General features: G+C 70.0%; 22 protein-coding genes, 1 tRNA gene and 1 pseudogene. 13 read left to right on the top strand and 11 right to left on the bottom strand.

What is annotated here, in order from left to right; translation table 11 throughout:
* Nucleotides 1–67 precede the first annotated feature (67 nt).
* From KBZ12_RS14280 to KBZ12_RS14270, 3 genes are read left to right on the top strand one after another with little or no spacing between them, the layout of a single operon-like run.
* Nucleotides 68–529 carry an NAD(P)H-quinone oxidoreductase subunit N gene (locus KBZ12_RS14280; RefSeq protein WP_254958664.1) on the top strand — a complete coding sequence of 154 codons (462 nt, stop codon included), beginning with the start codon at nt 68–70 and terminating at the stop codon, nt 527–529.
* A gap of 48 nt (nt 530–577) precedes the next feature.
* A complete protein-coding gene (locus KBZ12_RS14275) occupies nt 578–1,828 on the top strand; it encodes a sodium:proton antiporter (protein ID WP_254958663.1) in 1,251 nt (416 codons plus the stop codon).
* Nucleotides 1,829–1,872: 44 nt separating this feature from the next.
* On the top strand, nt 1,873–2,901 hold the full coding sequence (locus KBZ12_RS14270; protein WP_254958661.1) for an LdpA C-terminal domain-containing domain: 1,029 nt from the start codon (nt 1,873–1,875) through the stop codon (nt 2,899–2,901).
* 366 nt (nt 2,902–3,267) lie between these two features.
* On the opposite strand, the pseudogene KBZ12_RS14265 reads toward KBZ12_RS14270, so the two are convergent.
* Nucleotides 3,268–3,546, bottom strand: a pseudogene (locus KBZ12_RS14265) (class I SAM-dependent methyltransferase); the annotation flags it as partial.
* Between the two features lie 151 nt (nt 3,547–3,697).
* Between KBZ12_RS14265 and KBZ12_RS14260 the strand changes: the two are divergent.
* The 4 genes from KBZ12_RS14260 to recA all read left to right on the top strand — a co-directional run bounded on the left by KBZ12_RS14260 (nt 3,698) and on the right by recA (nt 7,724).
* On the top strand, nt 3,698–5,350 hold the full coding sequence (locus KBZ12_RS14260; protein ID WP_254958689.1) for an AAA family ATPase: 1,653 nt from the start codon (nt 3,698–3,700) through the stop codon (nt 5,348–5,350).
* 112 nt (nt 5,351–5,462) lie between these two features.
* Nucleotides 5,463–5,534: transfer RNA gene (locus KBZ12_RS14255), tRNA-Gln, on the top strand.
* 21 nt (nt 5,535–5,555) lie between these two features.
* A complete protein-coding gene (locus tag KBZ12_RS14250; RefSeq protein ID WP_254958660.1) occupies nt 5,556–6,350 on the top strand; it encodes an HAD family hydrolase in 795 nt (264 codons plus the stop codon).
* A 168-nt stretch (nt 6,351–6,518) separates the two neighbouring features.
* Nucleotides 6,519–7,724: a recombinase RecA gene (gene recA, locus KBZ12_RS14245; RefSeq protein ID WP_254958688.1), complete on the top strand. Its 1,206-nt coding sequence runs from the start codon at nt 6,519–6,521 to the stop codon at nt 7,722–7,724.
* Between the two features lie 30 nt (nt 7,725–7,754).
* On the opposite strand, the gene KBZ12_RS14240 is transcribed toward recA, so the two are convergent.
* The 3 genes from KBZ12_RS14240 to KBZ12_RS14230 form a co-directional block, all read right to left on the bottom strand.
* Complete coding sequence (locus KBZ12_RS14240) at nt 7,755–8,120, bottom strand: DUF1815 family protein (RefSeq protein ID WP_254958658.1); 366 nt, start codon at nt 8,118–8,120, stop codon at nt 7,755–7,757.
* Nucleotides 8,121–8,212: 92 nt separating this feature from the next.
* Nucleotides 8,213–8,464, bottom strand: coding sequence for a DUF2839 domain-containing protein (locus KBZ12_RS14235; RefSeq protein WP_254958657.1), 252 nt, complete (start codon nt 8,462–8,464; stop codon nt 8,213–8,215).
* 28 nt (nt 8,465–8,492) lie between these two features.
* The gene (locus tag KBZ12_RS14230) at nt 8,493–9,950 is read right to left on the bottom strand and encodes a helicase (protein ID WP_254958656.1); all 1,458 of its coding nucleotides are present in this window, start codon (nt 9,948–9,950) and stop codon (nt 8,493–8,495) included.
* Nucleotides 9,951–9,993: 43 nt separating this feature from the next.
* Here KBZ12_RS14230 and KBZ12_RS14225 point away from each other — a divergent pair, with 43 nt between their 5' ends.
* Nucleotides 9,994–10,884: a prephenate/arogenate dehydrogenase gene (locus KBZ12_RS14225; protein WP_254958655.1), complete on the top strand. Its 891-nt coding sequence runs from the start codon at nt 9,994–9,996 to the stop codon at nt 10,882–10,884.
* A 78-nt stretch (nt 10,885–10,962) separates the two neighbouring features.
* Here the strand turns inward: KBZ12_RS14225 and KBZ12_RS14220 are convergent, their stop codons facing one another.
* Nucleotides 10,963–11,103: a hypothetical protein gene (locus KBZ12_RS14220; protein ID WP_254958692.1), complete on the bottom strand. Its 141-nt coding sequence runs from the start codon at nt 11,101–11,103 to the stop codon at nt 10,963–10,965.
* On the opposite strand from KBZ12_RS14220, the gene corA reads away from it, so the two are divergent.
* The 3 genes from corA to KBZ12_RS14205 all read left to right on the top strand — a co-directional run bounded on the left by corA (nt 11,047) and on the right by KBZ12_RS14205 (nt 13,573).
* Nucleotides 11,047–12,048 (top strand): magnesium/cobalt transporter CorA, encoded by a 1,002-nt coding sequence (gene corA, locus KBZ12_RS14215; protein WP_254958687.1) that lies wholly within the window; start codon nt 11,047–11,049, stop codon nt 12,046–12,048. The genes KBZ12_RS14220 and corA overlap by 57 nt on opposite strands.
* A 188-nt stretch (nt 12,049–12,236) precedes the next feature.
* Complete coding sequence (locus KBZ12_RS14210; protein ID WP_254958654.1) at nt 12,237–12,635, top strand: hypothetical protein; 399 nt, start codon at nt 12,237–12,239, stop codon at nt 12,633–12,635.
* Nucleotides 12,614–13,573, top strand: a complete 960-nt coding sequence (locus KBZ12_RS14205) for a RimK family alpha-L-glutamate ligase (RefSeq protein WP_254958653.1) — start codon at nt 12,614–12,616, stop codon at nt 13,571–13,573. Before KBZ12_RS14210 ends, KBZ12_RS14205 begins: the two co-directional genes overlap by 22 nt.
* On the opposite strand, the gene KBZ12_RS14200 is transcribed toward KBZ12_RS14205, so the two are convergent.
* From KBZ12_RS14200 to KBZ12_RS14185, 4 genes are all read right to left on the bottom strand, one after another.
* Complete coding sequence (locus tag KBZ12_RS14200; RefSeq protein ID WP_254958652.1) at nt 13,525–14,235, bottom strand: hypothetical protein; 711 nt, start codon at nt 14,233–14,235, stop codon at nt 13,525–13,527. The two genes, KBZ12_RS14205 and KBZ12_RS14200, sit on opposite strands and share 49 nt — an antisense overlap.
* A gap of 157 nt (nt 14,236–14,392) precedes the next feature.
* Entirely contained in the window at nt 14,393–15,094 is a 702-nt protein-coding gene (locus tag KBZ12_RS14195; protein ID WP_254958651.1) for a class I SAM-dependent methyltransferase, read from the bottom strand.
* A gap of 9 nt (nt 15,095–15,103) precedes the next feature.
* On the bottom strand, nt 15,104–15,889 hold the full coding sequence (locus tag KBZ12_RS14190; RefSeq protein WP_254958650.1) for an META domain-containing protein: 786 nt from the start codon (nt 15,887–15,889) through the stop codon (nt 15,104–15,106).
* Between the two features lie 16 nt (nt 15,890–15,905).
* The gene (locus KBZ12_RS14185) at nt 15,906–16,055 is read right to left on the bottom strand and encodes a hypothetical protein (RefSeq protein ID WP_254958649.1); all 150 of its coding nucleotides are present in this window, start codon (nt 16,053–16,055) and stop codon (nt 15,906–15,908) included.
* Nucleotides 16,056–16,253: 198 nt separating this feature from the next.
* On the opposite strand from KBZ12_RS14185, the gene KBZ12_RS14180 reads away from it, so the two are divergent.
* The gene (locus KBZ12_RS14180) at nt 16,254–17,018 is read left to right on the top strand and encodes a M23 family metallopeptidase (protein ID WP_254958648.1); all 765 of its coding nucleotides are present in this window, start codon (nt 16,254–16,256) and stop codon (nt 17,016–17,018) included.
* 151 nt (nt 17,019–17,169) lie between these two features.
* Here KBZ12_RS14180 and KBZ12_RS14175 read toward each other — a convergent pair whose 3' ends face one another.
* Nucleotides 17,170–17,400, bottom strand: a complete 231-nt coding sequence (locus KBZ12_RS14175; RefSeq protein WP_254958647.1) for a DUF433 domain-containing protein — start codon at nt 17,398–17,400, stop codon at nt 17,170–17,172.
* A gap of 108 nt (nt 17,401–17,508) precedes the next feature.
* On the opposite strand from KBZ12_RS14175, the gene KBZ12_RS14170 reads away from it, so the two are divergent.
* The gene (locus KBZ12_RS14170; RefSeq protein ID WP_254958646.1) at nt 17,509–19,284 is read left to right on the top strand and encodes a YdiU family protein; all 1,776 of its coding nucleotides are present in this window, start codon (nt 17,509–17,511) and stop codon (nt 19,282–19,284) included.
* Between the two features lie 6 nt (nt 19,285–19,290).
* Here KBZ12_RS14170 and KBZ12_RS14165 read toward each other — a convergent pair whose 3' ends face one another.
* Nucleotides 19,291–19,650, bottom strand: a complete 360-nt coding sequence (locus tag KBZ12_RS14165) for a hypothetical protein (RefSeq protein WP_254958645.1) — start codon at nt 19,648–19,650, stop codon at nt 19,291–19,293.
* Nucleotides 19,651–20,049: the final 399 nt, after the last annotated feature.

The raw sequence follows: 20,049 nt of genomic DNA, 5'->3' as shown, positions 1-20,049 counted from the left end.
GTGCACCACCACCCCCGGGGCCCGCACCGGCTGCCAGACTCATCCGGCGATTCGCCTGCCGCTCCCGATGCCTCTGCTGATGACCGGCCGTGGTTTCCGCACCGAGCTGGAGCGCTGCGGTGCCCTCGCTCTGTTCGTTCCCCTGGAGGGGGGCGCCGAAACGCGCCTGCTGCGGCGGCTGCGGGCGGCCGGCTACAGGGCCCACCTCACCTCCGCCCGCGGGCTTGGGGATCCGGAGGCCTATCTCCTGCAACTGCACGGCATCCGTCCGCCCCACCTGGGCCACCACAGCGTCGGCCGGGCGGCCGCCGTGGGCGAGGTGCAGCGGGTGATGCCCCTGCTCGGCCCCCAGCTGGCCGGCGAAGGGCAGGTGCTGCTGTGGCTGCTGGAGGGCCAGGTGCTCAGCAGCTCCGAGCTCGCCGCCCTCTGCGACCTCTGCCGCCGCGAACCGCGGCTGAAGCTGGTGGTGGAGATGGGCGGTGCCCGGGCCCTGCGCTGGCAGCCCCTGGAGCAGCTCGTTCCTGCCTGAGCCTGATCCAGCCCATAGCCTGGGCTCGTCACGCAGACTCCAAGCGCGTTGAGTGAGCGGCTGGCACTGATCTGGGGTTCGGCCTTCTTCGCCGGCTCCCTCGCCCAGGCGACGGCCTGGGTCACCGGCCAGCCCGCGGTGGTGCTGCTGCTGGGCATGGGGCTGCTGGCGGGCCATGCCGGCTTTGGCCTCGTCCATCCCGAGAACCTCGGCGCCGGTCTCGAGCCGTTGGTGGGCCTCCTGGTGAGCCTGGTGCTCTTCGACGGCGGTCTCAACCTGCGCCTGGCCGGCCGCGATCTGCAGCGCTCGGTGCTCCAGCTGGTGCTGGTGCGCCTGGTGCTGGGTCTGCCCGTGGCGGCCCTGCTGGCCCACGCCCTGGCCGGCCTGCCCTGGTCGCTGGCGCTGGTCTACGGGGCGATTGCCCTGGCCACCGGTCCCACGGTGGTGAGCCCGATGGTGCGCCAGCTGCGGCTGGCCCCGAAGCTGGGCCAGCTGCTGGAGGCCGAAGGTCTGATCCTCGAACCGGTCAGTGCGGTGCTGGGCCTGGTGCTGCTCCAGGTGACCCTGGGCGACCTGGGTGGCTGGCAGGAGGTGGCCTCCCGGCTGTTGCTGCGCCTGGGGGGCGGGGTGGCCCTCGGCGGACTGGCTGGTCTGCTGCTCTCGGAGGCCCTCCGGCGCCTGGGCGCCCTGGCGGCGGCCAGGGGCGGAGAGGGGACGGCTGAGCCCAGTGGTCTGGAGCTGCAGCTCACCCTGGGGGTGCTGTTTCTGCTGTTCAGTGGCTGTGAGGCCCTGCTGCCGGAATCGGGTCTGCCGGCGGCCGTGAGCGCCGGGGTGGTGGTGGGGTTGCGCCTCGATGCGGCCGCCACCCAGCTCGATGCGCTGATCCGCCAGCTGGCCATGCTGGCCATCACCGTGCTGTTCCCCCTGCTGGCGGCCGATGTCTCCTGGGCGGAACTGAGCCCCCTGGGCCTGGGTGGCCTGGGTTGCGTCGTGGCCCTGATGCTGGTGCGCTGGCCCCTGATCCAGCTGACGGGCCTGGGGCTGCCCAGCCTCGACTGGAAGGAGAAGGCGCTGCTCAGCTGGATCGCTCCGCGCGGCATCGTCACCGCGGCGGTGGTGAGCCTCTTCGCCCTCGAACTTGACCGGGCCGAGGTGCCCGGCGGCGGGGCCCTCAAGGGGCTGGTGTTCCTGACGATCCTGATGACCGTGGGCCTGCAGGGCTTCACGGCCCCCTGGCTGGTGAACCGCCTGGGGCTCGCCCAGCCCGAGGCGCCGCCGGAGCTGCCCCAGCCCGGCTGAGCCCACGGCTGGTGGCAGGATCGGCCCACCCCTTTGCGCACCCCATGGCGGCCATGGCCCGGGACCCGGAGCAGGCCCTGGCCCGCGGCTGCTGGGTGAAGCTGATCGGCGGGGCCAGCAACCAGGATCTGGCCGCCATCGAGGATCTGGCCGGCATCCATGCCCTGGCCGGGGTGCATTGCATTGACGTGGCCGCTGATCCGGCCGTGGTGGCCGCCACCCGGCGCGGCCTGGCCTGGGCGGAGGCCCACGGCGCAGCGCGCCCCTGGCTGATGGTCAGCCTCAGTGATGGCCACGACCCCCACTTCCGCAAAGCCTGGTTCGATCCGCAGCGCTGTCCGCCGTCCTGCCCGAGGCCCTGTGAGCGGGTCTGCCCTGCGCTGGCCATCGATGGGCGGGGGGTGGTGGCGGAGCGCTGCTACGGCTGCGGCCGCTGCCTGCCCGCCTGCCCCCTGGGGCTGATCGAGGAGCGCAGCCAGGTGCTGGAGCCGGCCGCCGTGGGGGCCCTGATGGCGCAGCTGGCCCCGGACGCGGTGGAGCTGCACACCAGGCCCGGGCGCCTGGACGCCTTCGCCGAACGGGTGGTGCAGCTAGCCGCCAGCGGCGTGGCGCTGCGCCGGGTGGCGGTTAGCGCCGGCCTGGAGGGGGGCGCCACGGCCGAAGGGTTGGCGGCGGAGCTGTGGCAGCGGTTCCGCCTGCTGCGCGGGGCTGGTTTCCGCCCCCTCTGGCAGCTGGATGGGCGGCCGATGAGCGGGGATGTGGGGGCCGGCACGGCCCATGCGGCGGTGGGGCTGCTCGAGCGGCTGGCGCCGCTGGCGCCGCCGGGTCCCCTGCAGCTGGCCGGCGGTACCAATGCGTACACTCTTCCCCTGCTGCGGCGCTTTCCCCGCCGCCGCGGTGGCGCCGCCGGCGTGGGGTTTGGCAGCGTGGCCCGCGTGCTGCTCCAACCCTGGCTGGCGGAGGCCCAGGGGCGTGGCCGGCGGCTGCTGGATTGCCCCGATCTCTGGCCCGGCGCCCTCGCTCAGGCCCAGGGGCTCGTCCAGCCATGGCTGGCAGCCGATTCCGACGCCTGATCCGTCGACTGTCGCCGCTTCAGCCCGCTGGCAGCAGCCGCTGTGCCGCAGCCCGCAACGCCTCCTCGGGCCATGGCGCCATGGCGCCACGGTGGCCAGGATCCACAGGTCGAACGCCTTCGGGCGCCGCATGCTGGCGCATTGGGCGAAGCCGGCTGCCCGCATCGTCGCCTGCAGCACCTTGAGGGTGAACCCGCAGCGGTGGGCCATGTACAGATTGCCGGCCTCCAGCGAGGCACGGTGGCCATAAATCATGTCGAGGGGGGTGATCGGTCCCATGCCGCTCAAGTAGGCCGTATCCACCAGCCGGTCCTCCGCCACCAGGGCCGCCACCGTCTGCAGATCGGGGCAAGTGATCACTGCGATTCCTCCTGGACGCAGGACACGCCGGAACTCCGCCAGGGCCCTGGGGACCTCATGGGCATACAGGTGCTCAAGGTTGTGGGAGGAGAAGACGGCGTCGATTGAGGCGTCCGCTACGGCACCCAGATCCGTGAGGCTTCCCACCAGGTCGGGAGTCACGTCAGGGTTGATGTCGAAACGCACCTCCTGCCAGTGACTGCCGGCGAAGGGGGTGCGGTCGATGTGTTTTGATCCGCAGCCGACGTGCAGCAGGGTGCCGTGCTCGGGAAGGGCATGCTCCATGGGGCGCGGTGCGGATCTGTTGAAGGCGTGCCTAATCTGACGCCACCGAATGATCACGAGCGGCCCTGGGCGCTCGCTTGATCAGGCCCATCGACAGGAGCTTGCTGCCCTGCCATCCCCACCCTCTTCCTTGCCTCCGGCCGGGGTCACGATGCTGCCCCAGCGGGTCGCCGACGACCTTGATCGGCTGATCGCCTTGCTTCCTGAGCCCGTGAAGCGCGGGCTCGCCGCCGGTGGGGGGTCTGAGCAGCTGTTGGAGGTGGTGCTCGATCTGGGCCGGCCGCCGGAGGCCCGCTTCCCCGGTCGCACCATTGACCTGGACCCACGGCCCATCAGTCGCGACGACCTGGCTGGCGTCATCAGCCGCCTCGGCCCTTTCGGCGGCGATAACCGGGCCGGCATCGAGCGCACCCTGCACCGCATCAGCGCCATCCGCAACCGCACCGGTGACGTGGTGGGGCTCACCTGCCGGGTGGGTCGGGCGGTGTTCGGCACCGTGGCGATGGTGCGCGACCTTCTGGACACCGGGCAGTCGCTGCTGCTGATGGGCCGCCCTGGGGTGGGCAAGACCACGGCCCTGCGCGAGATCGCCCGGGTGCTCGCCGACGACCTGCAGCGCCGGGTGGTGGTGATCGACACCAGCAACGAGATCGCCGGTGACGGCGACATCCCCCACCCCGCCATCGGGCGGGCCCGGCGCATGCAGGTGGCGCGCCCGGAGCTGCAGCACCAGGTGATGATCGAGGCGGTGGAGAACCACATGCCCGAGGTCATCGTGATCGATGAGATCGGCACCGAACTGGAAGCCCAGGCGGCCCGCACCATCGCCGAACGGGGCGTGATGCTGGTGGCCACGGCCCACGGCAACGAACTGGCCAACCTGATCCGCAACCCCACCCTCAGCGATCTGGTGGGCGGGATCCAGTCGGTGACCCTGGGGGACGAGGAGGCCCGCCGCCGCCGCACCCAGAAGACCGTGCTGGAACGGGCCGCCGAGCCCACTTTCCCCCTGGCGGTGGAGATGCACAGCCGCCACCGCTGGCTCGTGCACCGCGATGTGGCCGGCACCGTGGATCTGCTGTTGCGCGGCCAGCCCACCCACCCCCAGGCGCGCGAGCTCGGCAGCGACGGCCGCCTGATGCTGCGTGACGACGGCCCCGCCCGTCCGGCCCCGCCGCCCGCCTGGGCCACGGCGGTGGCCCCCCGGCGTCCCGGTCCCGCTCCTCTGGCGGTGCTGCCCCTGCCCGATCCGGTGGAACCCCGGCCTGCGGTGGTCAGCGCCGCCCCGGCGGTGCCGGCCTTGCGGGTCTTCGGCGTGGGTCTGGCGGCCGAGCAGCTGGAGGAGGCGGTGCGGCGTCGTCAGCTGCCGGTGCAGGTGGTGGAGGAGCCGGAGCAGGCCGATGCGGTGCTGAGCGTGCGCGGCCAGCTGGGCCTTGATCCCGAGCTGCGGCGCCAGGCCCGCGACCTGGGCCTGCCGATCCTGGTGATCAAGTCGGACACGCCCCACCAGCTGCAGCGGGCCATGGAACGCCTGCTGGAGCGGCGCCAGGGGGCAGGCGGCGCGGTGGATGGCGATGATCCGGTCGGTGTCGGCGCGGCCCGCCCGGATGACGCCCATGCGGCCCTGGAGGAATGCCGGCTGGCGGTGGAGCAGGTGGTGCTGCCCCAGGGGCGGCCGGTGGAGCTGCTGCCCCGCAATGAAGCGGTGCGGGCCCTCCAGGCCGAGCTGGTGCACCACTACCGGTTGCGCAGTGCGGTCTTTGGCCGCGGCCGTCAGCAGCGGCTGCGTGTCTTTCCCGCCTGAAGGGGCCTGCCGCCAGGGTGGACACGGGCGAGTTGACGAAGGACCAGCCGCTGTGGGTAACTAGCAAGGCGCCGGTTACGGACCGACGTCTTTCCCCACCCCATGGGTTGATTGGGCCGTCGCCAAGCGGTAAGGCATCGGGTTTTGGTCCCGACATTCCTAGGTTCGAATCCTAGCGGCCCAGTTTTTTCTCCCTTTCGCGCCGGTGCCTGAACGCCCTCTGCTGGTGTTCGATTTCGATGGCGTGCTGGTGGACGGCATGGCCGAGTACTGGTGGTCGGCCCGCCGGGCGGCCCTGGCCCTGGTGGCTGGCGGGGGCGCCGCCAGCGTCGCCACCGCCCTGTGGCAGCTGCCGGAGCAGGCACCGGCGGGCTTCGCCCAGCTGCGGCCCCTGATCCACAAGGGTTGGGAGATGGTGCTGATGGCCGCCGAGCTGGGGCGGCCCGAAATGGATCTCAACGCCGCCCTGGCCGACTACGACACCTTCCTGGCCAGGGCCCTGGAGCGCTGGGGCTGGAGCACCGAGCAGCTGCAGCGGGCGCTCGAGGACCTGCGCCAGGAGGCGATCGCCACCGACCTGGACGCCTGGCTGGCCCTGCACCGCTTCTATCCCGGTGTGCGGGAGCGCCTGGGCCAGCTGGCGGCGGAGGGGGCCGACTGGGCCGTGCTCACCACCAAGGGCGGGGCCTTCGCCGCCCGCCTGCTGGCCGCTGCTGGTCTGAAGCCCCTGGCCCTCTACGGCCACGAACAGGGCAGCAAGCCGTCGGTGCTGGGGCGGCTGGTGGCGGAGCGGGATCCAGGCGAGCGCCCCCTGTGGTTCGTGGAGGACCGCCGTCCCACCCTGGAGCTGGTGCGGCGGACGCCGGGGCTGGAGGCGGTGCGCTGCTACCTGGTGGCGTGGGGGTACCTGGGCCCGGGGGACGGGGAGGGACTGGCCCCCCTGGGGATCCGCTGGCTGGAGCCCGCCGCTTTCGAGGCCCCCCTGGCGCAATGGCCATGAGCCGCTAGAGTACGCCCGTACTACAGATTGATACGCCGGAGTCTCCGGGTGGCACTGGTTGTCCAGAGGCCGCAGGATGGCGCCCGGTTCCGGCCCCCCATCTTCGCCTCCACCCACCGCTTCGACGGCTCCAGCCTGCAGCGGCCCGTTCCATCACCCATCCCCACCATGCCTGCCGATTCCAGGGCCTCCTCCGCCTCCGCTGCCTCCTCCGGCTCTCCCTCCACGTCCACCTCGTACGTCTCCGCCGCTGCCCCCAGCGGCGACCCCAAGGCCGCCGCTGAGCGCGACAAGGCCCTGGGCCTGGTGCTGACCCAGATCGAGCGCAACTTCGGCAAGGGGTCGATCATGCGGCTGGGCGATGCCTCCCGCATGCGGGTGGAAACGGTCCCCACCGGGGCCCTCACCCTCGATCTGGCCCTGGGGGGCGGCTATCCCAAGGGTCGGGTGGTGGAGGTCTACGGGCCGGAGAGCTCCGGCAAGACCACCCTCACCCTCCACGCCATCGCCGAGGTTCAGAAGCGCGGCGGTGTGGCGGCCTTCGTCGACGCCGAGCACGCCCTCGATCCGGTCTATGCCGCCGCCCTGGGTGTCGACATCGAGAACCTGCTGGTCTCCCAGCCGGACACCGGCGAGATGGCCCTGGAGATCGTCGACCAGCTGGTGCGCTCGGCCGCCGTCGACATCGTCGTCGTCGACTCGGTGGCGGCCCTGACGCCCCGGGCGGAGATCGAGGGGGAGATGGGCGATCTGGCGGTGGGCAGCCAGGCCCGCCTGATGAGCCAGGCCATGCGCAAGATCACCGGCAACATCGGCAAATCCGGCTGCACGGTGATCTTCCTCAACCAGCTGCGCCAGAAGATCGGCGTCACCTACGGCAACCCGGAAACCACCACCGGTGGTAACGCCCTCAAGTTCTATGCCTCGGTGCGGCTCGACATCCGTCGCATCCAGACCCTCAAGCGCGGCACCGAGGAGTACGGCATCCGGGCCAAGGTGAAGGTGGCCAAGAACAAGGTGGCGCCCCCCTTCCGGATCGCCGAGTTCGACATTCTCTTCGGCCGCGGCATCAGCACCCTGGGCTGTCTGCTGGATCTGGCGGAGGAAACGGGTGTGGTCACCCGCAAGGGCGCCTGGTACAGCTACGAGGGCGACAACATCGGCCAGGGCCGCGACAACACGATCACCTGGCTGGAGCAGAACCCCGGGCCGAAGGAGGTGATCGAGCAGCTCACCCGCAAGAGGCTCACCGAGGGTTCCGAGGTCACCGCCAACTCCATGAAGCCGCTGGCGGCGGCGGCCAAGCTGGCGGCGGCCAAGCCCCAGGCTGGCGAGGACGCCGCTGAACTGGAGGAGCTGCCCGCCGCCGGCTGAACATCGGGCTCCAGGGGTGAAGGGCCCAGCTCAGGGCTGGGCCGGCAGGGAGGCTTGGCTGGTTCGCGAAGGGCCCGAGACCGTTTCCGTGGAGGGCTGCAGCACCAGCACCACCCGCTGCAGTTCCTGGATGGCGTCGGCCCCCTCCAGCTTGACCAGCTCCTGGCCGTTGCGGGATTCCACCCAGCTGATGCCGAAATCGGAGACCAGCAGCCGCACCATGTGGTTGTCGCCCAGGTCGGCCACGAAGGAGGCGCCATGGCCGTCGCGGCCATCGCCGCAGGTGTAGCAGGTGGCCACATGGCCCTGTTTCTTCAGGGATACGGCCAGGGCCTGCAGGCTCAGGATCAGATCCTCAACGGCCGAGCGGTATTGCTCGGCCAGCCGGAGAAACATGGAAGGTGTCCATCACAATCCGCAGATCATAAGGATTTCTTCCGATTCGTGCTAGGCGCAAATGCTCATCTGTGGAGACCGGCACCCCGCCCTCAGCCGTCCGACAGGCTCCACCAGCCGGCCGCGGGGCCGATGAAGCGCACCGTCACCCAGAACAGGGCCAGGCCGCCGATGCCGATCCAGGCGCCCTTGGTGGTGATCGCCACGAAGCGGGAGGCCTGGTTGCGGGTCAGGGGCAGCCAGGCGACGATCCGGGGCGAGGTGTCGACGTCCTTGGCTTTGCTGACGCGTGGCTTGTCCCGGGGCGGCAGTCCCTGTTCGGCCCGGCGTTTGGCTTCCCCCATCAGGGTTCAGACGGCAACTGGAGGCAGGCTAGGGGTCGGGCCGCAGCCGGGACAGTTCCACCCAGGGTTCGAGGGCGGTGAACACCAGTCGTCCCCAGCTGCGGCCCCGCAGGCGGCCATCCAGCACCGCCAGCCGTCCGCCGCTGCGGCGCAGCCCGGCCACACCCCGCTGCAGCCGGTTGAGGGCCTCCGGCAGCAGCAGTTCCCGGAACCAGTCGCGGCCCTGCTGGCGCAGCACCCCGACCCGGGCGGCCGTGAGCGGATCCTCCAGGCTGGCGATCGGCAGCAGCCCCACCACCACCTGGCAGGGCAGGGGCAGCCGCGGCTGCTGCTCCAGCCACCAGTCCCAGCTGCAGCACACCACACCGTTGCTTTCTGGGGTCAGGTTCTGGTGGCACACCCGGCTGCCGAACTCGGCGGCCAGGCCGCTGGCCAGACCCAGGCACAGGGCCGAATCGTCGATCAGCACCACGGTCAGGCCGCTCTGGCCCAACACCAGCCGCCGGCCCTGCTCCAGCAGGTGCTGGGCGTAATGGGGGCTGTTGGGCAGCGGCTGGCGCAAGGGGGCGAACAGGGGCAGGGGGTCGGACAGGGGAGGGTCGGCCAGATCCACCACCACGGCCGGCTCCAGCCCCAGGGCGGCAGCGGCGGCGGGTTGGCCCTCCGCTGCCCGGCCGGTGGCCAGCTCACCGATCAGCACTGCCCCCCGACCCACCAGCAGGCCAGCCAGTTCGCCCAGGGGTTCGAGCGGTTGGCGCAGCAGGTTCCACTGCAGCAACGTCGGCTCCACCCGGGCCCAGCTGCTCCAGCCGGCGCCGGCGCTCAGCCAGCGGGGCCACGGGTCCGGCAGGGGTTCCAGCAGGCGCAGCAGGTGGCGCAGGGGGGCTTCGTCGTCATCGGCCAGGGCCACCAGCCGGTGGGGGGAGCGGGGATGGGCCAGCACCCGGCGGCTGAGCCGTTCATGCAGCTGGAGCAGGCAGGCTTCGGCGCTGGGCTGGGCGCGGCGCAGCTGATCCCAGTGCCGGGACTCCAGTTCCACCTCCAGGGCCTGGCGCAGGGCCACCTCCAGCAACTCGGCCTCGGGAATCACCAGCTGCCGATCCCCCAGCTCGCCGTGGCGCCAGGCCGCCACCAGCTCCCGGTGGTCGAGCAGCCACAGCCGGGTGCCGGCCGGGGCCCCGGGCCCCTCCCAGCAGGCCAGTTCCAGCCCCACGCTGCGCAGGCGCGGCCATTCCACCAGCAGCAACCGCTGGCGCAGGGCCGGCGTCACCACCAGGGCCAAGGGCGTCTCGCTCAGGGCCAGGGGCACCAGCAGGCTGATCCACCAGCTCGGAGCGGTGCCGGGGGCCAGGCGCACCAGGGTGTGGTCGGCGCGGCGCAGGCTGCGGGCCACCAGCCGGCTCAAGGTGAGGTGATGGGGCCAGCGTTCCACCCCCTCTCGCTGCAGGAGAGCCTTGAGGTGCTGGTGGGCGCGGGCTTCCAACATGGCTGGATCGTAGGAAGCTGGCTCCAGCCGATCCGCAGCGACGATGACACCCCTCTGGCAGCGCGAACCGGTGGGCGTGGTGGGCCTGGGGCTGATCGGGGGCTCCCTGGGGCTGGATCTGACGGCGGCGGGAGCGCAGGTGAGGGCCCTGGTGCACCGGCCGGCCACCGCCGCGCGGGCCAGGGAGCGCGGGCTGGCCACCGAGGTGAGCACCGATCCGGCCGTGCTGGAGGGGTGCGGCCTGGTGGTGCTGGCCCTGCCCCTCGACCGCCTGCTGGATCCGGATCCCGCCCTTCTGGCGGCGCTGCCGGTTGGGGCGGTGATCACCGATGTGGGCTCGGTGAAGGGGCCGGTGCTGCGGCGCTGGCGGGAGCTGCTGGCGGCGGCCGGCGACGGCTCTGGTGCATCCCGCTTCGTGGCCTCCCATCCGATGGCGGGCACCGCCCGGGCCGGGGTGGAGGCGGGGGAGCCGGGTCTGTTCCGCGGCAGGCCCTGGGTGGCGACCCCGGAGTCGGGCACCGATCCGGCGGCGCTGGAGGCGGTGCGGCAGCTGGCGGAGGCCCTCGGGGCCCGTTGGCTGTGCTGCGACGCCGAGGCCCATGACCACGCCGTGGCCCTCATCTCCCATCTGCCGGTGCTGGTGGGGGCGGCCCTGCTGCAGGCGGCCGATGCCGGGGGCGGCGAGGCCGCTGAGGGGGCGGGTCTGGTGCGGGCCCTGGCCTCCAGCGGTTTTGCCGACACCACCCGCGTCGGTGGTGGCAATCCGGAGCTGGGGATGTTGATGGCGCGCAGCAACCGGGCGGCGCTGCTGGAGGCCCTGGGGCACTACCGGCGATCCCTGGAGACCCTCGAAGCCATGGTGGCTGGAGAGCAATGGTCGGAGCTGCAGCAGTCGTTGGAGCGCAGCCATCGGCTGCGGCCCGACTTTCTCTGAGCCTGGGATGCCGATAGGCTCCCTGCCACCCTGTTGCATCCGGGCCGGGCGATGAAGACCAGGCCGTCGAGAAAACCATCACGTCTCCGTAGCTCCGCCGGCACCGGCGGCATCCGCGCCAGGCGGATCAGGCCCGGAGCCATCCCCGGTGCGATCGAGTTCGTGGGTGAGCAGCGGCTGGCGAAGGTGCAGATCGATGTTATCCACTACGACGGCCATGGCTGCTCGGAAGAGAGGGATGTCTCGGTGCGGAGCTGCGCTGATGTCGTCCGCGAGGACAGCATCACCTGGATGAACGTCAGCGGCGTCCATGACGTGGCCCTTGTGGAGCGCCTCGGCGAATTCTTCGGGATTCATCCGATGACCCTGGAGGACATCGCCAACACCACCCAGCGCCCAAAGGTGGAGGAGTTTCCGGGCTATGTCTTCATGGCGCTGAAGATGATCGCTTTCGATGAAGATAGCCAGACCATTGATATCGAACATGTGAGCGTGATCCTCGGCGATCACTTCGTGATTTCCTTTCTTGAGGATGATGGCGATGTGTTTGATGGGGTGCGTGACCGCATCCGCGCCGCCAGCGGGCGGATCCGCTGGATGAAGGCCGATTACCTCGCCTACTGCCTGATGGATGCCGTTGTCGACCACTACTTTCTCGCCGTCGAGCGGATGGGCGATATCATCGAGGAGGTGGATGACAGGTTGCTGGAGGATCCCCAGCCCGGCGACATTAAGGAGATCCATGGTCTGAAGCGGGGCATTCTGAGCCTGCGCAAGGCCGTCTGGCCGATCCGCGAGGAGGTGGCCATGATCGTCAAGAGTGAATCTCCCCTGCTGACAGCAGAGAGCCGGGTGTTCTGGCGCGATCTGTATGACCACAGCATTCAGATCATCGATCTGGTTGAAACCCACCGCGACATTCTTGGGGGCATGCATGACACCTATCTTTCGACCCTCAGCCATCGGATGAATGAGGTGATGAAGGTGCTGACGATCATCTCCACGATCTTCATCCCTCTCACTTTCATTGCTGGTGTCTATGGCATGAACTTCAAGGAGATGCCCGAGCTGGAGTGGCGGGGTGGGTACTACTCGGTGTGGGTGGTGATGATCCTGATCAGCCTTAGCCTGTTCCTCTATTTCCGCCGAAAGCAGTGGCTATGAGGAGTGGCTATGAAGAGTGGCTATGAGAATGGCTCTCAGGCTCGGGGCCGGTGATCGCCAAAAGGATGTAGCAACCGCCACTGGCTTTGGCTTCTCTTCCCCTGCGCTAAGGATCATTGCCGCTGCCTCGTGTCCGTGGGAAATGGCCGTTGCTGTTTCTAGCGTTGTTGAGCCATCAGTGAACAACCGTGAGTTTTCTGAGCGAAGCGATGCAACGTCTCAAGGACGCCGGCACCGCCACGGGCCTGTCGGAAAGGGCCATCAAGTGCCATGCCGGCTGCTATCGGGAGAACCTGTCCCGCTGCAACGACGCCATGCTCCAGTACGAGCGGGTCTGGCTGCAGCAGCAGTTGCGGGCCCTGCGCGATTGCCAGGGCCATCCGGTGTTGATGGACCGGGTGGGGGGCGAGGAGCGTCTCAACGGGCTGGTGTCCCAGAGCGTTCTCTTCCAGCTGTTGCTGCAGAACGAATTCGCCAGGCGGGGACTGAGGCCGGTCGACCACCATGGCCCGGTCGTGGCGGCCGAGGAGGCCTGGGAGATCACCAGCGTGCAGGTGAAACGTGAGTGGGGCATCCTGCCGGCCTGATCGCGCTGCTGCACCTGGGGCGGATCCACGACGAGACGCCGGCCCTGCGGGCCTTCCTCGCCGACCGCGGCATCGCCAGTGAGCTGGTGCCCCTGCCATCCCTCACCAACGGCGACACCACCGACTGGAGGCGCTTCGATCGGGTCAGCGTGCGTGACTGCCGTGACAGCCATCGCCACCCCGACTTCCTGCCCCGCATCGGCGCCTTGGCGGAACAGCTCGCCAGCCTCGGGGTGCCACTGGCCAATCCGCTGCCGGTGATTCTGGCGGGTCACACCAAGCGTGATTACCTGCCCCAGCTGGAGCGGGAGGGGGTGGCCCTGATTCCCAGCCGCTGGCTTCCAGCCGGCTGGCGCGGTTCGCTGGCGGGGCTTCTGGAGGCGTGCGGCTGGAGCGAGGCAGTGCTCAAGCCGGCGATCGGCGCCAGGAGCTGGCACACCTACCGGGTGCGCCGGGAGGGTCCGCGCCTGGCGATCACCGCGGCTGATGGCAGTACGGCTGCGGAGGCCGCGGACGCCGATGGCTGGCTGGAGCGGCTGGCGCAGGACGGGGAGGTGTGCCTGCAGCGCTTTCTGCCGGAGATCTGCCGGGCGGGGGAGTTCAGCGCTGTGTTCCTCGGTGGACATTTCTCCCACGCCGTGGCCAAGAGCGTGGCGGCGGGGGGCTGGATCGCCCACGAAGGCTTCGGAGGCCGCAACCGGCTGCGGCAGGCGAGTGCGGCGGAACAGGGCTGGGCCACTGCGGTGGAGGAACGCCTGCGGCGGCGCTTCGGGGTGCTGCCCTACGCCCGCATCGACGGGATTCGGGACGAGGGCGGCGAGCTGCTGCTGCTGGAGTGTGAACTGGTGATCCCCCGGCTGTTCCTCAGCGAGGGGGAGGCTTTCGGCCGTTATGCCGACGTGCTGGTGGGACCCACCAGCACCCGCATGGCCTGGTAGCCGTCGAGGGTGGGGGGTTCGCTCTCGGGAAGCTCCTCCGTGGGCAGGGCCACGGCCACGGTGGCGACCCAGGGACGCGTGCCGGGATCGGTGGGGAACACCAGCACCACGGTGCCGCCGGAGGGGGCAGTGGCGGGATCCTCCGCCACGATTTCCTGGGCCACCCGGGTGCGGCGGCACTGCAGGGCACGGGACTCCAGCAGGGCCACGAACTCGCCGGTGGTCCAGCGGGCCTCGCTGCCCTGGCAGGGGAAGCGCTCGCTGAGGGCGGCGACGCCGAGCTCCTCGATGGCGCTGGTGCGCCGGCCATCCCAGACCAGCAGCAGGCTGGCGTCATGGCTGAGGGCGTTCTGCTCCACCCGCTCGCGGTCGAGCACGAGCCTTCGTTCCAGGCCCTGTTTCTCGGCGGGCATCGACAGGCACACCTTGAGGGCCTGGGCCACCTCGCAGCTGCGCCCCTCGCAGAAGCCCCGGTGGGCGGTGAGGATGTCGTTGGCGGCCGCCACGATCTCCAGCGCCGGCAGGCTCTCGCTCAGGTCCTGCATCATCGCGTTGAACAGCACACCCCCATCACCGAAGGGGCCGCGGTCGGGATCGGTGGCAGCGAGCATCTGATCGATGGCGGAGCGCACCAGCTCCCGCCTCCAGGTCAGATACGTCATGGGAATTCACTCCTGGTGCAGTTTTTTGTCAGTGTGTCTCCAGGGGCGAAAACCAGCCACGACCCGTTACATTCCCCGCTTTTTGTATCGAATTTTACGAAATTTAGTGTGGGATTCGTGATCAATGGGCCCCTGGCCCGCAGGGGGAAGGCGCGATCTAGCGCCGCAGCCGCAGCATCGGCGTCTCGCCCTCGAAGCCTTCGTCGTAGGTGGTGGGCTCCAGGTGCCCCTGCCACCCCGGCGGCAGGGAGGCGAGCAGGGGCTGCACCCAGGGATGCACCCGGGGGTGGCGTTCGATCGTGTGGGCGGGATAGATCCGCACCTCCTGCCGGCTGACCCGCAGCAGTTCGGCCAGGGCGCGCCGGTGCCAGTCGAGGTTGAAGTCGGGCTGTTCGCTGAGGCCGCCGTCGGCGATCGGGGCATAACAGAACAGCAGATGGCCGCAGAGCACCAGATCGAAGCTGGCCGCCGCGAAGGGCAGGGAGGGCAGCGCCGCGGCGCGGTAGGCCTGCGGATACTCCCGCCGGTCGGCCAGAAAGGTTTCGAGGGCCTCCATCTTCCCCTGGCGGAACCGGGCCTGATCAAAGTCCGGCCGCAGCGTCGGGCTCTGGGCCAGGCGCTCCATGGTGAAGGCGACGTCGTCGCGGCAGCGGCGCTCCAGCTCCGGCAACGACAGGGTGTACAGGGGATCGGCCGCCACGCTCTCCACCCCGGCGGCGCGGGCCAGGGCGGTGAAGGAACCGGGTCCGCCGGGGCAATCGAGCACCCTGCGTCCCCGCCAGGCCGCCAGATCGAGGTTGAAGAACGCCAGCGCGTCAGCCCCGGTGCGACCGAAGAACACCACCCTTGGCAGATCCATACGCGGTTCTCAGGGCCCCGGAACGCGCCGCAGGCTGAGGGCGATGGCGCCGTCGGACCGGCGCAGTTCCAGGGACTCCCCTTCGAGCCGCAGGCTGGCGGCCGTCGGCAGGGCGGCCAGGAACTGCTGCTCCTGCTCCATCACCCCGGCGCCGGCGCAGCGCTTTCTGGTCGTCACCGGGGTGCCGATGCGGACGCGGGTGCCCTCCAGTTGCATCGGCGCGGTGAAGCGGTTGCAGCCCGCCGAACCGGCCAGCTGGCCGTCCTTGACGACCCGCAACGAGAGGCTGGTGCCCAGGATCGGACTCACCAGCGCCTGGCGGCCGTTGTTGAAGCCCGCCACCCGCCAGGTGCTGCCCACCAGCCGCTGCGACTGGGCCACCAGCACCAGCAGGGGCCGGCCGTCGGCCGAGAGCAGCCGCAGGCGCTCGCCGTCGAGGCGGAAACCCCGGCTGCTGGCGAGCGCCGTCTGGAAGGCTTCGGCCTGCTGCATCACCGCCGGCGGGCAGGCCATTTTGGTGCTCAGGCCCCGGGACGACACCTGCAGGCCCGTCCCCCGGACCGTGACGGGGGCGCCGAAGCGGTTGCAACCGTCGCTGCCCGCCACCCGGCCAGCCTCAAAGCGCAGGGTGATGGTGGTGCCGTTCTGGGGCTGGCGCTGCCCCAGCCGCTCCAGCACCCAGGCGGTGCCCTCGAGCGGGGTAGGGGAGGGTGTGGCCGCCAGCGCAGCCACGGCGTGCGCCGCCGGCAGCAGGGCCAGCAGGGCGACCAGTGGCCTTAGGTGTTGGCGGTTCATCGTGATCACGGGCAACTCAGGATCCCAGGCGGGCGGCGATCCAGGCGCCCATGCCGCCGGCGGAGGGGTGGGGCACCACGTCGCGATCCACCCACCAGAGCGAGAGCGCCAGCACGTTCAGTCCCAGAACCAGGGCGTAGATCCGCCAGCCTTCCGGCAGCTTCATGACGTCGGCTTGCGATGGGGGCGAGGCTAGAACCGCCGCAGTTTGCCCCGCCGCCTCAGGCGCCCGGTCCCCGCCAGCAGGGAGCCCCAGAGCTCGCCAAAGCTGGTGCAGGAGCAGTCCCGCTATCGCACCCTGGGTGGCGGTTGCGGGCATGGGCCCCCGGGAGGCGGTACAACGCAGCTGCCACTGGCCTGTTCGATGGCCCCTGCACGCCGCCGCTGGGTACCGGTTCTGCTGCTCGCACTGCTGGGCGTGCCGGCGGGTGCGGCACCGAGCGCCGCGCTGCCGCTGCCCGAGCCGCTGATCCCCGATTCGGCCAGTGGGGCGGGGGCTGAGCGGGAGCCCGGGCCCGCCGCCCTGCTGCCGCCGGCCCCGGCCATCCCCTCCCCCGCCAGAACGCCCACGCCCTTGATGGCGCCCGCCAGGCCCGAGCGGCCCACGCTGGTTCCTGGGGTCGTGGCCGTGGGGGATCTTGCCCTCCAGACGCCACCGCCCGGGCCCGGCGATGTCGGGCTGAGCCTTCCAGGGCCACTCCATTACCCCATGGCCGTTGGGGCCTTTGAGCAGGATCCCTGGGGCTGGCGGTATTCGACGGCGCGGGGCGCCTGGCGGATGCACACCGGGCTGGATCTGATCGCCGACGAGGGCACCGCGGTGCTGGCGGTGCTGGCGGGCCGGGTGCAGCGGGTGGCCGTGATCGATGGCTACGGCCTCACGGTGCTGATCGATCACGGTGGGGGCTGGTCGAGCCTCTACGGCCACCTGCTGAGGGCGTCCGTGGAGCAGGGCGAGAGCGTGCGCGCCGGACAACCCCTGGGCCAGGTGGGCCAGAGCGGTAACGCCAGCACCCCCCATCTGCATCTGGAACTGCGCCAACGGCAACCGCAGGGCCTGGTGGCGGTGGACCCCACCCCGCTGCTGCCCGCAGCGCCGAAGGGTGTCGCAAACAGATGGCAAAACTGATCGAGGCGAGATGGCTCAGAAGCCAGATTGAGCGGCCTTCAAGCTTCGCCAGGACAGACAGGAGAAAGACGATCGCCAACAGAACAACTTCTGAAGACTGTTCAAATCCAATCCTGCCTAGGAAAAGATCGCTTGCAGGGGCACTGGACGCTCACGCCGCCGTGGTCAGGCTGAGGAGTAGGCGTTCCCGATCTGCTGCACAGGCCAGGCAAGCCAGCACGTCGTCATGGCTGAGCTGCGGGAAGTCCTCCAGCAGTTCCGCTTCCCCCATGCCGCTGGCAAGAAAGCCGAGCACATCCCCCACCGTGATCCTGGTACCGCGAACGCAGGGCTTGCCGAAGCGCACGGCAGGGTTGATGGTGATCTGCCCTTGGAAGTCCATGGTTCAACGCTAAACCGCCCACGCCGCGTTCAGGCTTGAACGCACCTGTAACCGCACAACCGGCGTGATGGCCGCAATGTCGCCAGTGATGGCCGCAACGTCGCCAGGATGGTGATCTCAGCGTCAGGGCCCTGCCCAGGCCGCGCCACACCCGAGAGACCCGTGCCGACAGCCGCGTCCACCACAGTGCAGACAGCAGCGCCCACCGCCGTACCGACAACCACGTTCGCGGCGTTCGCCCAGCGGGCCGACTATTCGCTGCTGGATTCCCTGCGGGCGGATCCCCAGGCCACCGCCGGCGGCCAGGATCACCGGCCCCGTCAGGTGTTCTCCGGCCATTACGTGCCGGTGACACCCACCCCGCTGCTGGAGCCGGAGCTCGTGGCGCACAGCAGCACCCTCTTCCATGAGCTGGGCCTGGGCGATGGGCTCGCCCACGACGACCCGTTCCGCCGGCTGTTCTCCGGTGACATCACGGCGTCGCAGGCGCCGATGCGCCCGTACGGCTGGGCCACCGGTTATGCCCTCTCGATCTACGGCAGCGAATACATCCAGCAGTGCCCGTTCGGCACCGGCAACGGCTATGGCGATGGCCGGGCCATTTCCGTGTTCGAAGGCGTCTTTAGCGGCCGGCGCTGGGAGATGCAACTCAAGGGCGGTGGCCCCACGCCCTACTGCCGCGGCGCCGATGGCCGCGCCGTGCTGCGCTCCAGCGTGCGCGAGTTTCTGGCGCAGGAGTTGATGCATGCCCTTGGGGTGCCCACCTCCCGCTCGCTGACGCTCTATGTGTCGCGATCGGAAACTGTGCGCCGGCCCTGGTATTCGGCGAACTCCCGTTCGTTCGATCCCGACATCCTGGTGGACAACCCGGCGGCGATCACCACCCGGGTGGCGCCGTCGTTTCTGAGGGTGGGCCAGTTGGAGCTGTTCGCCCGCCGCGTCCGCAGCGGTGCCCATCCAGAGGCGCGCAACGAACTGCGGATGATCGTTCAGCACCTGATCGAGCGCAACTACCGCCAGGAGATTGATCCGGCCCTGGCGTTCAGCGACCAGGTGGTGGAGTTGGCGGGGTTGTTCCGCGGCCGGCTCACGTCTCTGGTGGCGAACTGGATGCGGGTGGGCTACTGCCAGGGCAATTTCAACAGCGACAACTGCGCGGCGGGGGGCTACACCCTCGACTACGGCCCCTTCGGCTTCTGCGAACTGTTCGATCCCCGCTTCCAGCCCTGGACCGGCGGCGGCCAGCATTTCTCCTTCTTCAACCAACCGGTGGCCGCTAGAGCCAACTTCCAGATGTTCTGGGCCTCGCTGCGGCCCCTGCTCGAGGGCAACACCGAGGCGCTGGCAAGGCTGGATGAGATCCGTGAGGGCTTCGCGGAAGTGATGGGTCAGGAGCTCGAGGCGATGTGGGCCAGCAAGCTCGGCCTGAACCGCTACGACGCCGAGCTGGTGCAGGAGCTGCTGCAGCTGATGGTGAGCTCCAAGGTGGACGTCACGATCTTCTTCCGCAGGCTGTCTGATATCCCCGAGCAGGTTTCGGCCCTGCAGGAGAGCTTCTATGTGACCTGTTCAGAGGAGCTCGATGCCCAATGGAAGAGCTGGCTGCAACGCTGGCGGGGGCAGATCACCAGCAGTGGCGACCCCCGCGAGACAGCCGCTGCGATGAAGCGCGTGAATCCCGCGGTCACCTGGCGCGAATGGCTGATCGCCCCGGCCTATGAACAGGCGGCGCAGGGGGACTACAGCCTGGTCAGGGAGCTGCAGGAGGTGTTCCGCCATCCCTACGAGGCGCTGCCTGCGGAGCTGGCGGCGACCTACGACCGCCTGAAGCCCAGGGAATTCTTCAACGCCGGAGGGGTGTCGCACTACAGCTGTTCGTCCTGAGCGGTCTCAGGCCTCGATCAACCAGAGGGCCTCGCGGCCGCCAGCAATGCCCTCGCCGCTGAGGCGGCGATCGAAGCTCACCAGCCGGCCGCCGCGGTGCGCCGCCAGCTCGTCGCGCAGGTGATTCACGAGCTCCAGATCCACCGGTGCTCCCTTCTCCTTCCAGGGCAGTAGGGGCAGGCCGTTGCGGTGGTCGCCCCCCGGGTCTCCCGAACTGGAGCCTGGCGCTGGCGCCACAAGGGCCTGGCGTGCCAGCTCGCTGATCACGGCATCCAGGCTGGTGCGCTGTTGCCGGGCCAGCACCCGCGCCGCCGCCAGCATGTCGTCGTCGAGCTGCAGGGTGGTGCGCATCTGATGTTCACGCATCAGGCATCAAATGTAGGAGCGCCTGCCCTGTCTGCGGTGCCCGCGTGCAGATCGCCAGGGGCCAGGGCAGCGGCTGTAGGCGGAGGTGGGCGCGGGCTGCCATCAGAGCAGTTGCCGGAACTGCTCTGGCGTCAGACCTGCATCACGGGCGATCGCGCCCATGGTGATGGCGTTGATCGGGTCATGGCGCGGAATCACGAGACGCGCTGATTCCTGGAAGCCGGGGCATTACAGCGCCAGTTCGAGCGTTTCCCACGCTTTTCACGCCAGCCTGTTCGGCGACGATTAGGTAGGCGGGTCCGCGCAACTACATAGGCGGGTCTCAAGACGCGACAACAGGGTTCCGATTCCGGTCTGGAGCCCTGCGATGCCCGCCCCTCTGTCGTTGCGGATCAAGGA

The organism is Cyanobium sp. Cruz CV13-4-11 (genome assembly GCF_024346055.1).
Taxonomy (GTDB): domain Bacteria; phylum Cyanobacteriota; class Cyanobacteriia; order PCC-6307; family Cyanobiaceae; genus Cyanobium.
This window is presented reverse-complemented; position numbering and strand designations above follow the sequence as displayed.

Excerpts from the sequence above, each read along its gene's own strand:
- KBZ12_RS14235 (WP_254958657.1), bottom strand. The coding sequence starts at position 8,464 with ATGGGGGAAGCCAAACGCCGGGCCGAACAGGGACTGCCGCCCCGGGAC.
- KBZ12_RS14170 (WP_254958646.1), top strand. The coding sequence starts at position 17,509 with ATGGTGATCTCAGCGTCAGGGCCCTGCCCAGGCCGCGCCACACCCGAG.
- KBZ12_RS14195 (WP_254958651.1), bottom strand. The coding sequence starts at position 15,094 with ATGGATCTGCCAAGGGTGGTGTTCTTCGGTCGCACCGGGGCTGACGCG.
- KBZ12_RS14225 (WP_254958655.1), top strand. The coding sequence starts at position 9,994 with ATGACACCCCTCTGGCAGCGCGAACCGGTGGGCGTGGTGGGCCTGGGG.
- KBZ12_RS14240 (WP_254958658.1), bottom strand. The coding sequence starts at position 8,120 with ATGTTTCTCCGGCTGGCCGAGCAATACCGCTCGGCCGTTGAGGATCTG.
- KBZ12_RS14190 (WP_254958650.1), bottom strand. The coding sequence starts at position 15,889 with ATGAACCGCCAACACCTAAGGCCACTGGTCGCCCTGCTGGCCCTGCTG.
- KBZ12_RS14165 (WP_254958645.1), bottom strand. The coding sequence starts at position 19,650 with ATGCGTGAACATCAGATGCGCACCACCCTGCAGCTCGACGACGACATG.
- KBZ12_RS14200 (WP_254958652.1), bottom strand. The coding sequence starts at position 14,235 with ATGACGTATCTGACCTGGAGGCGGGAGCTGGTGCGCTCCGCCATCGAT.
- KBZ12_RS14270 (WP_254958661.1), top strand. The coding sequence starts at position 1,873 with ATGGCGGCCATGGCCCGGGACCCGGAGCAGGCCCTGGCCCGCGGCTGC.
- KBZ12_RS14175 (WP_254958647.1), bottom strand. The coding sequence starts at position 17,400 with ATGGACTTCCAAGGGCAGATCACCATCAACCCTGCCGTGCGCTTCGGC.
- KBZ12_RS14220 (WP_254958692.1), bottom strand. The coding sequence starts at position 11,103 with ATGGCCGTCGTAGTGGATAACATCGATCTGCACCTTCGCCAGCCGCTG.
- KBZ12_RS14180 (WP_254958648.1), top strand. The coding sequence starts at position 16,254 with ATGGCCCCTGCACGCCGCCGCTGGGTACCGGTTCTGCTGCTCGCACTG.
- KBZ12_RS14280 (WP_254958664.1), top strand. The coding sequence starts at position 68 with ATGCCTCTGCTGATGACCGGCCGTGGTTTCCGCACCGAGCTGGAGCGC.
- KBZ12_RS14230 (WP_254958656.1), bottom strand. The coding sequence starts at position 9,950 with ATGTTGGAAGCCCGCGCCCACCAGCACCTCAAGGCTCTCCTGCAGCGA.
- KBZ12_RS14260 (WP_254958689.1), top strand. The coding sequence starts at position 3,698 with ATGCTGCCCCAGCGGGTCGCCGACGACCTTGATCGGCTGATCGCCTTG.
- recA (WP_254958688.1), top strand. The coding sequence starts at position 6,519 with ATGCCTGCCGATTCCAGGGCCTCCTCCGCCTCCGCTGCCTCCTCCGGC.
- KBZ12_RS14185 (WP_254958649.1), bottom strand. The coding sequence starts at position 16,055 with ATGAAGCTGCCGGAAGGCTGGCGGATCTACGCCCTGGTTCTGGGACTG.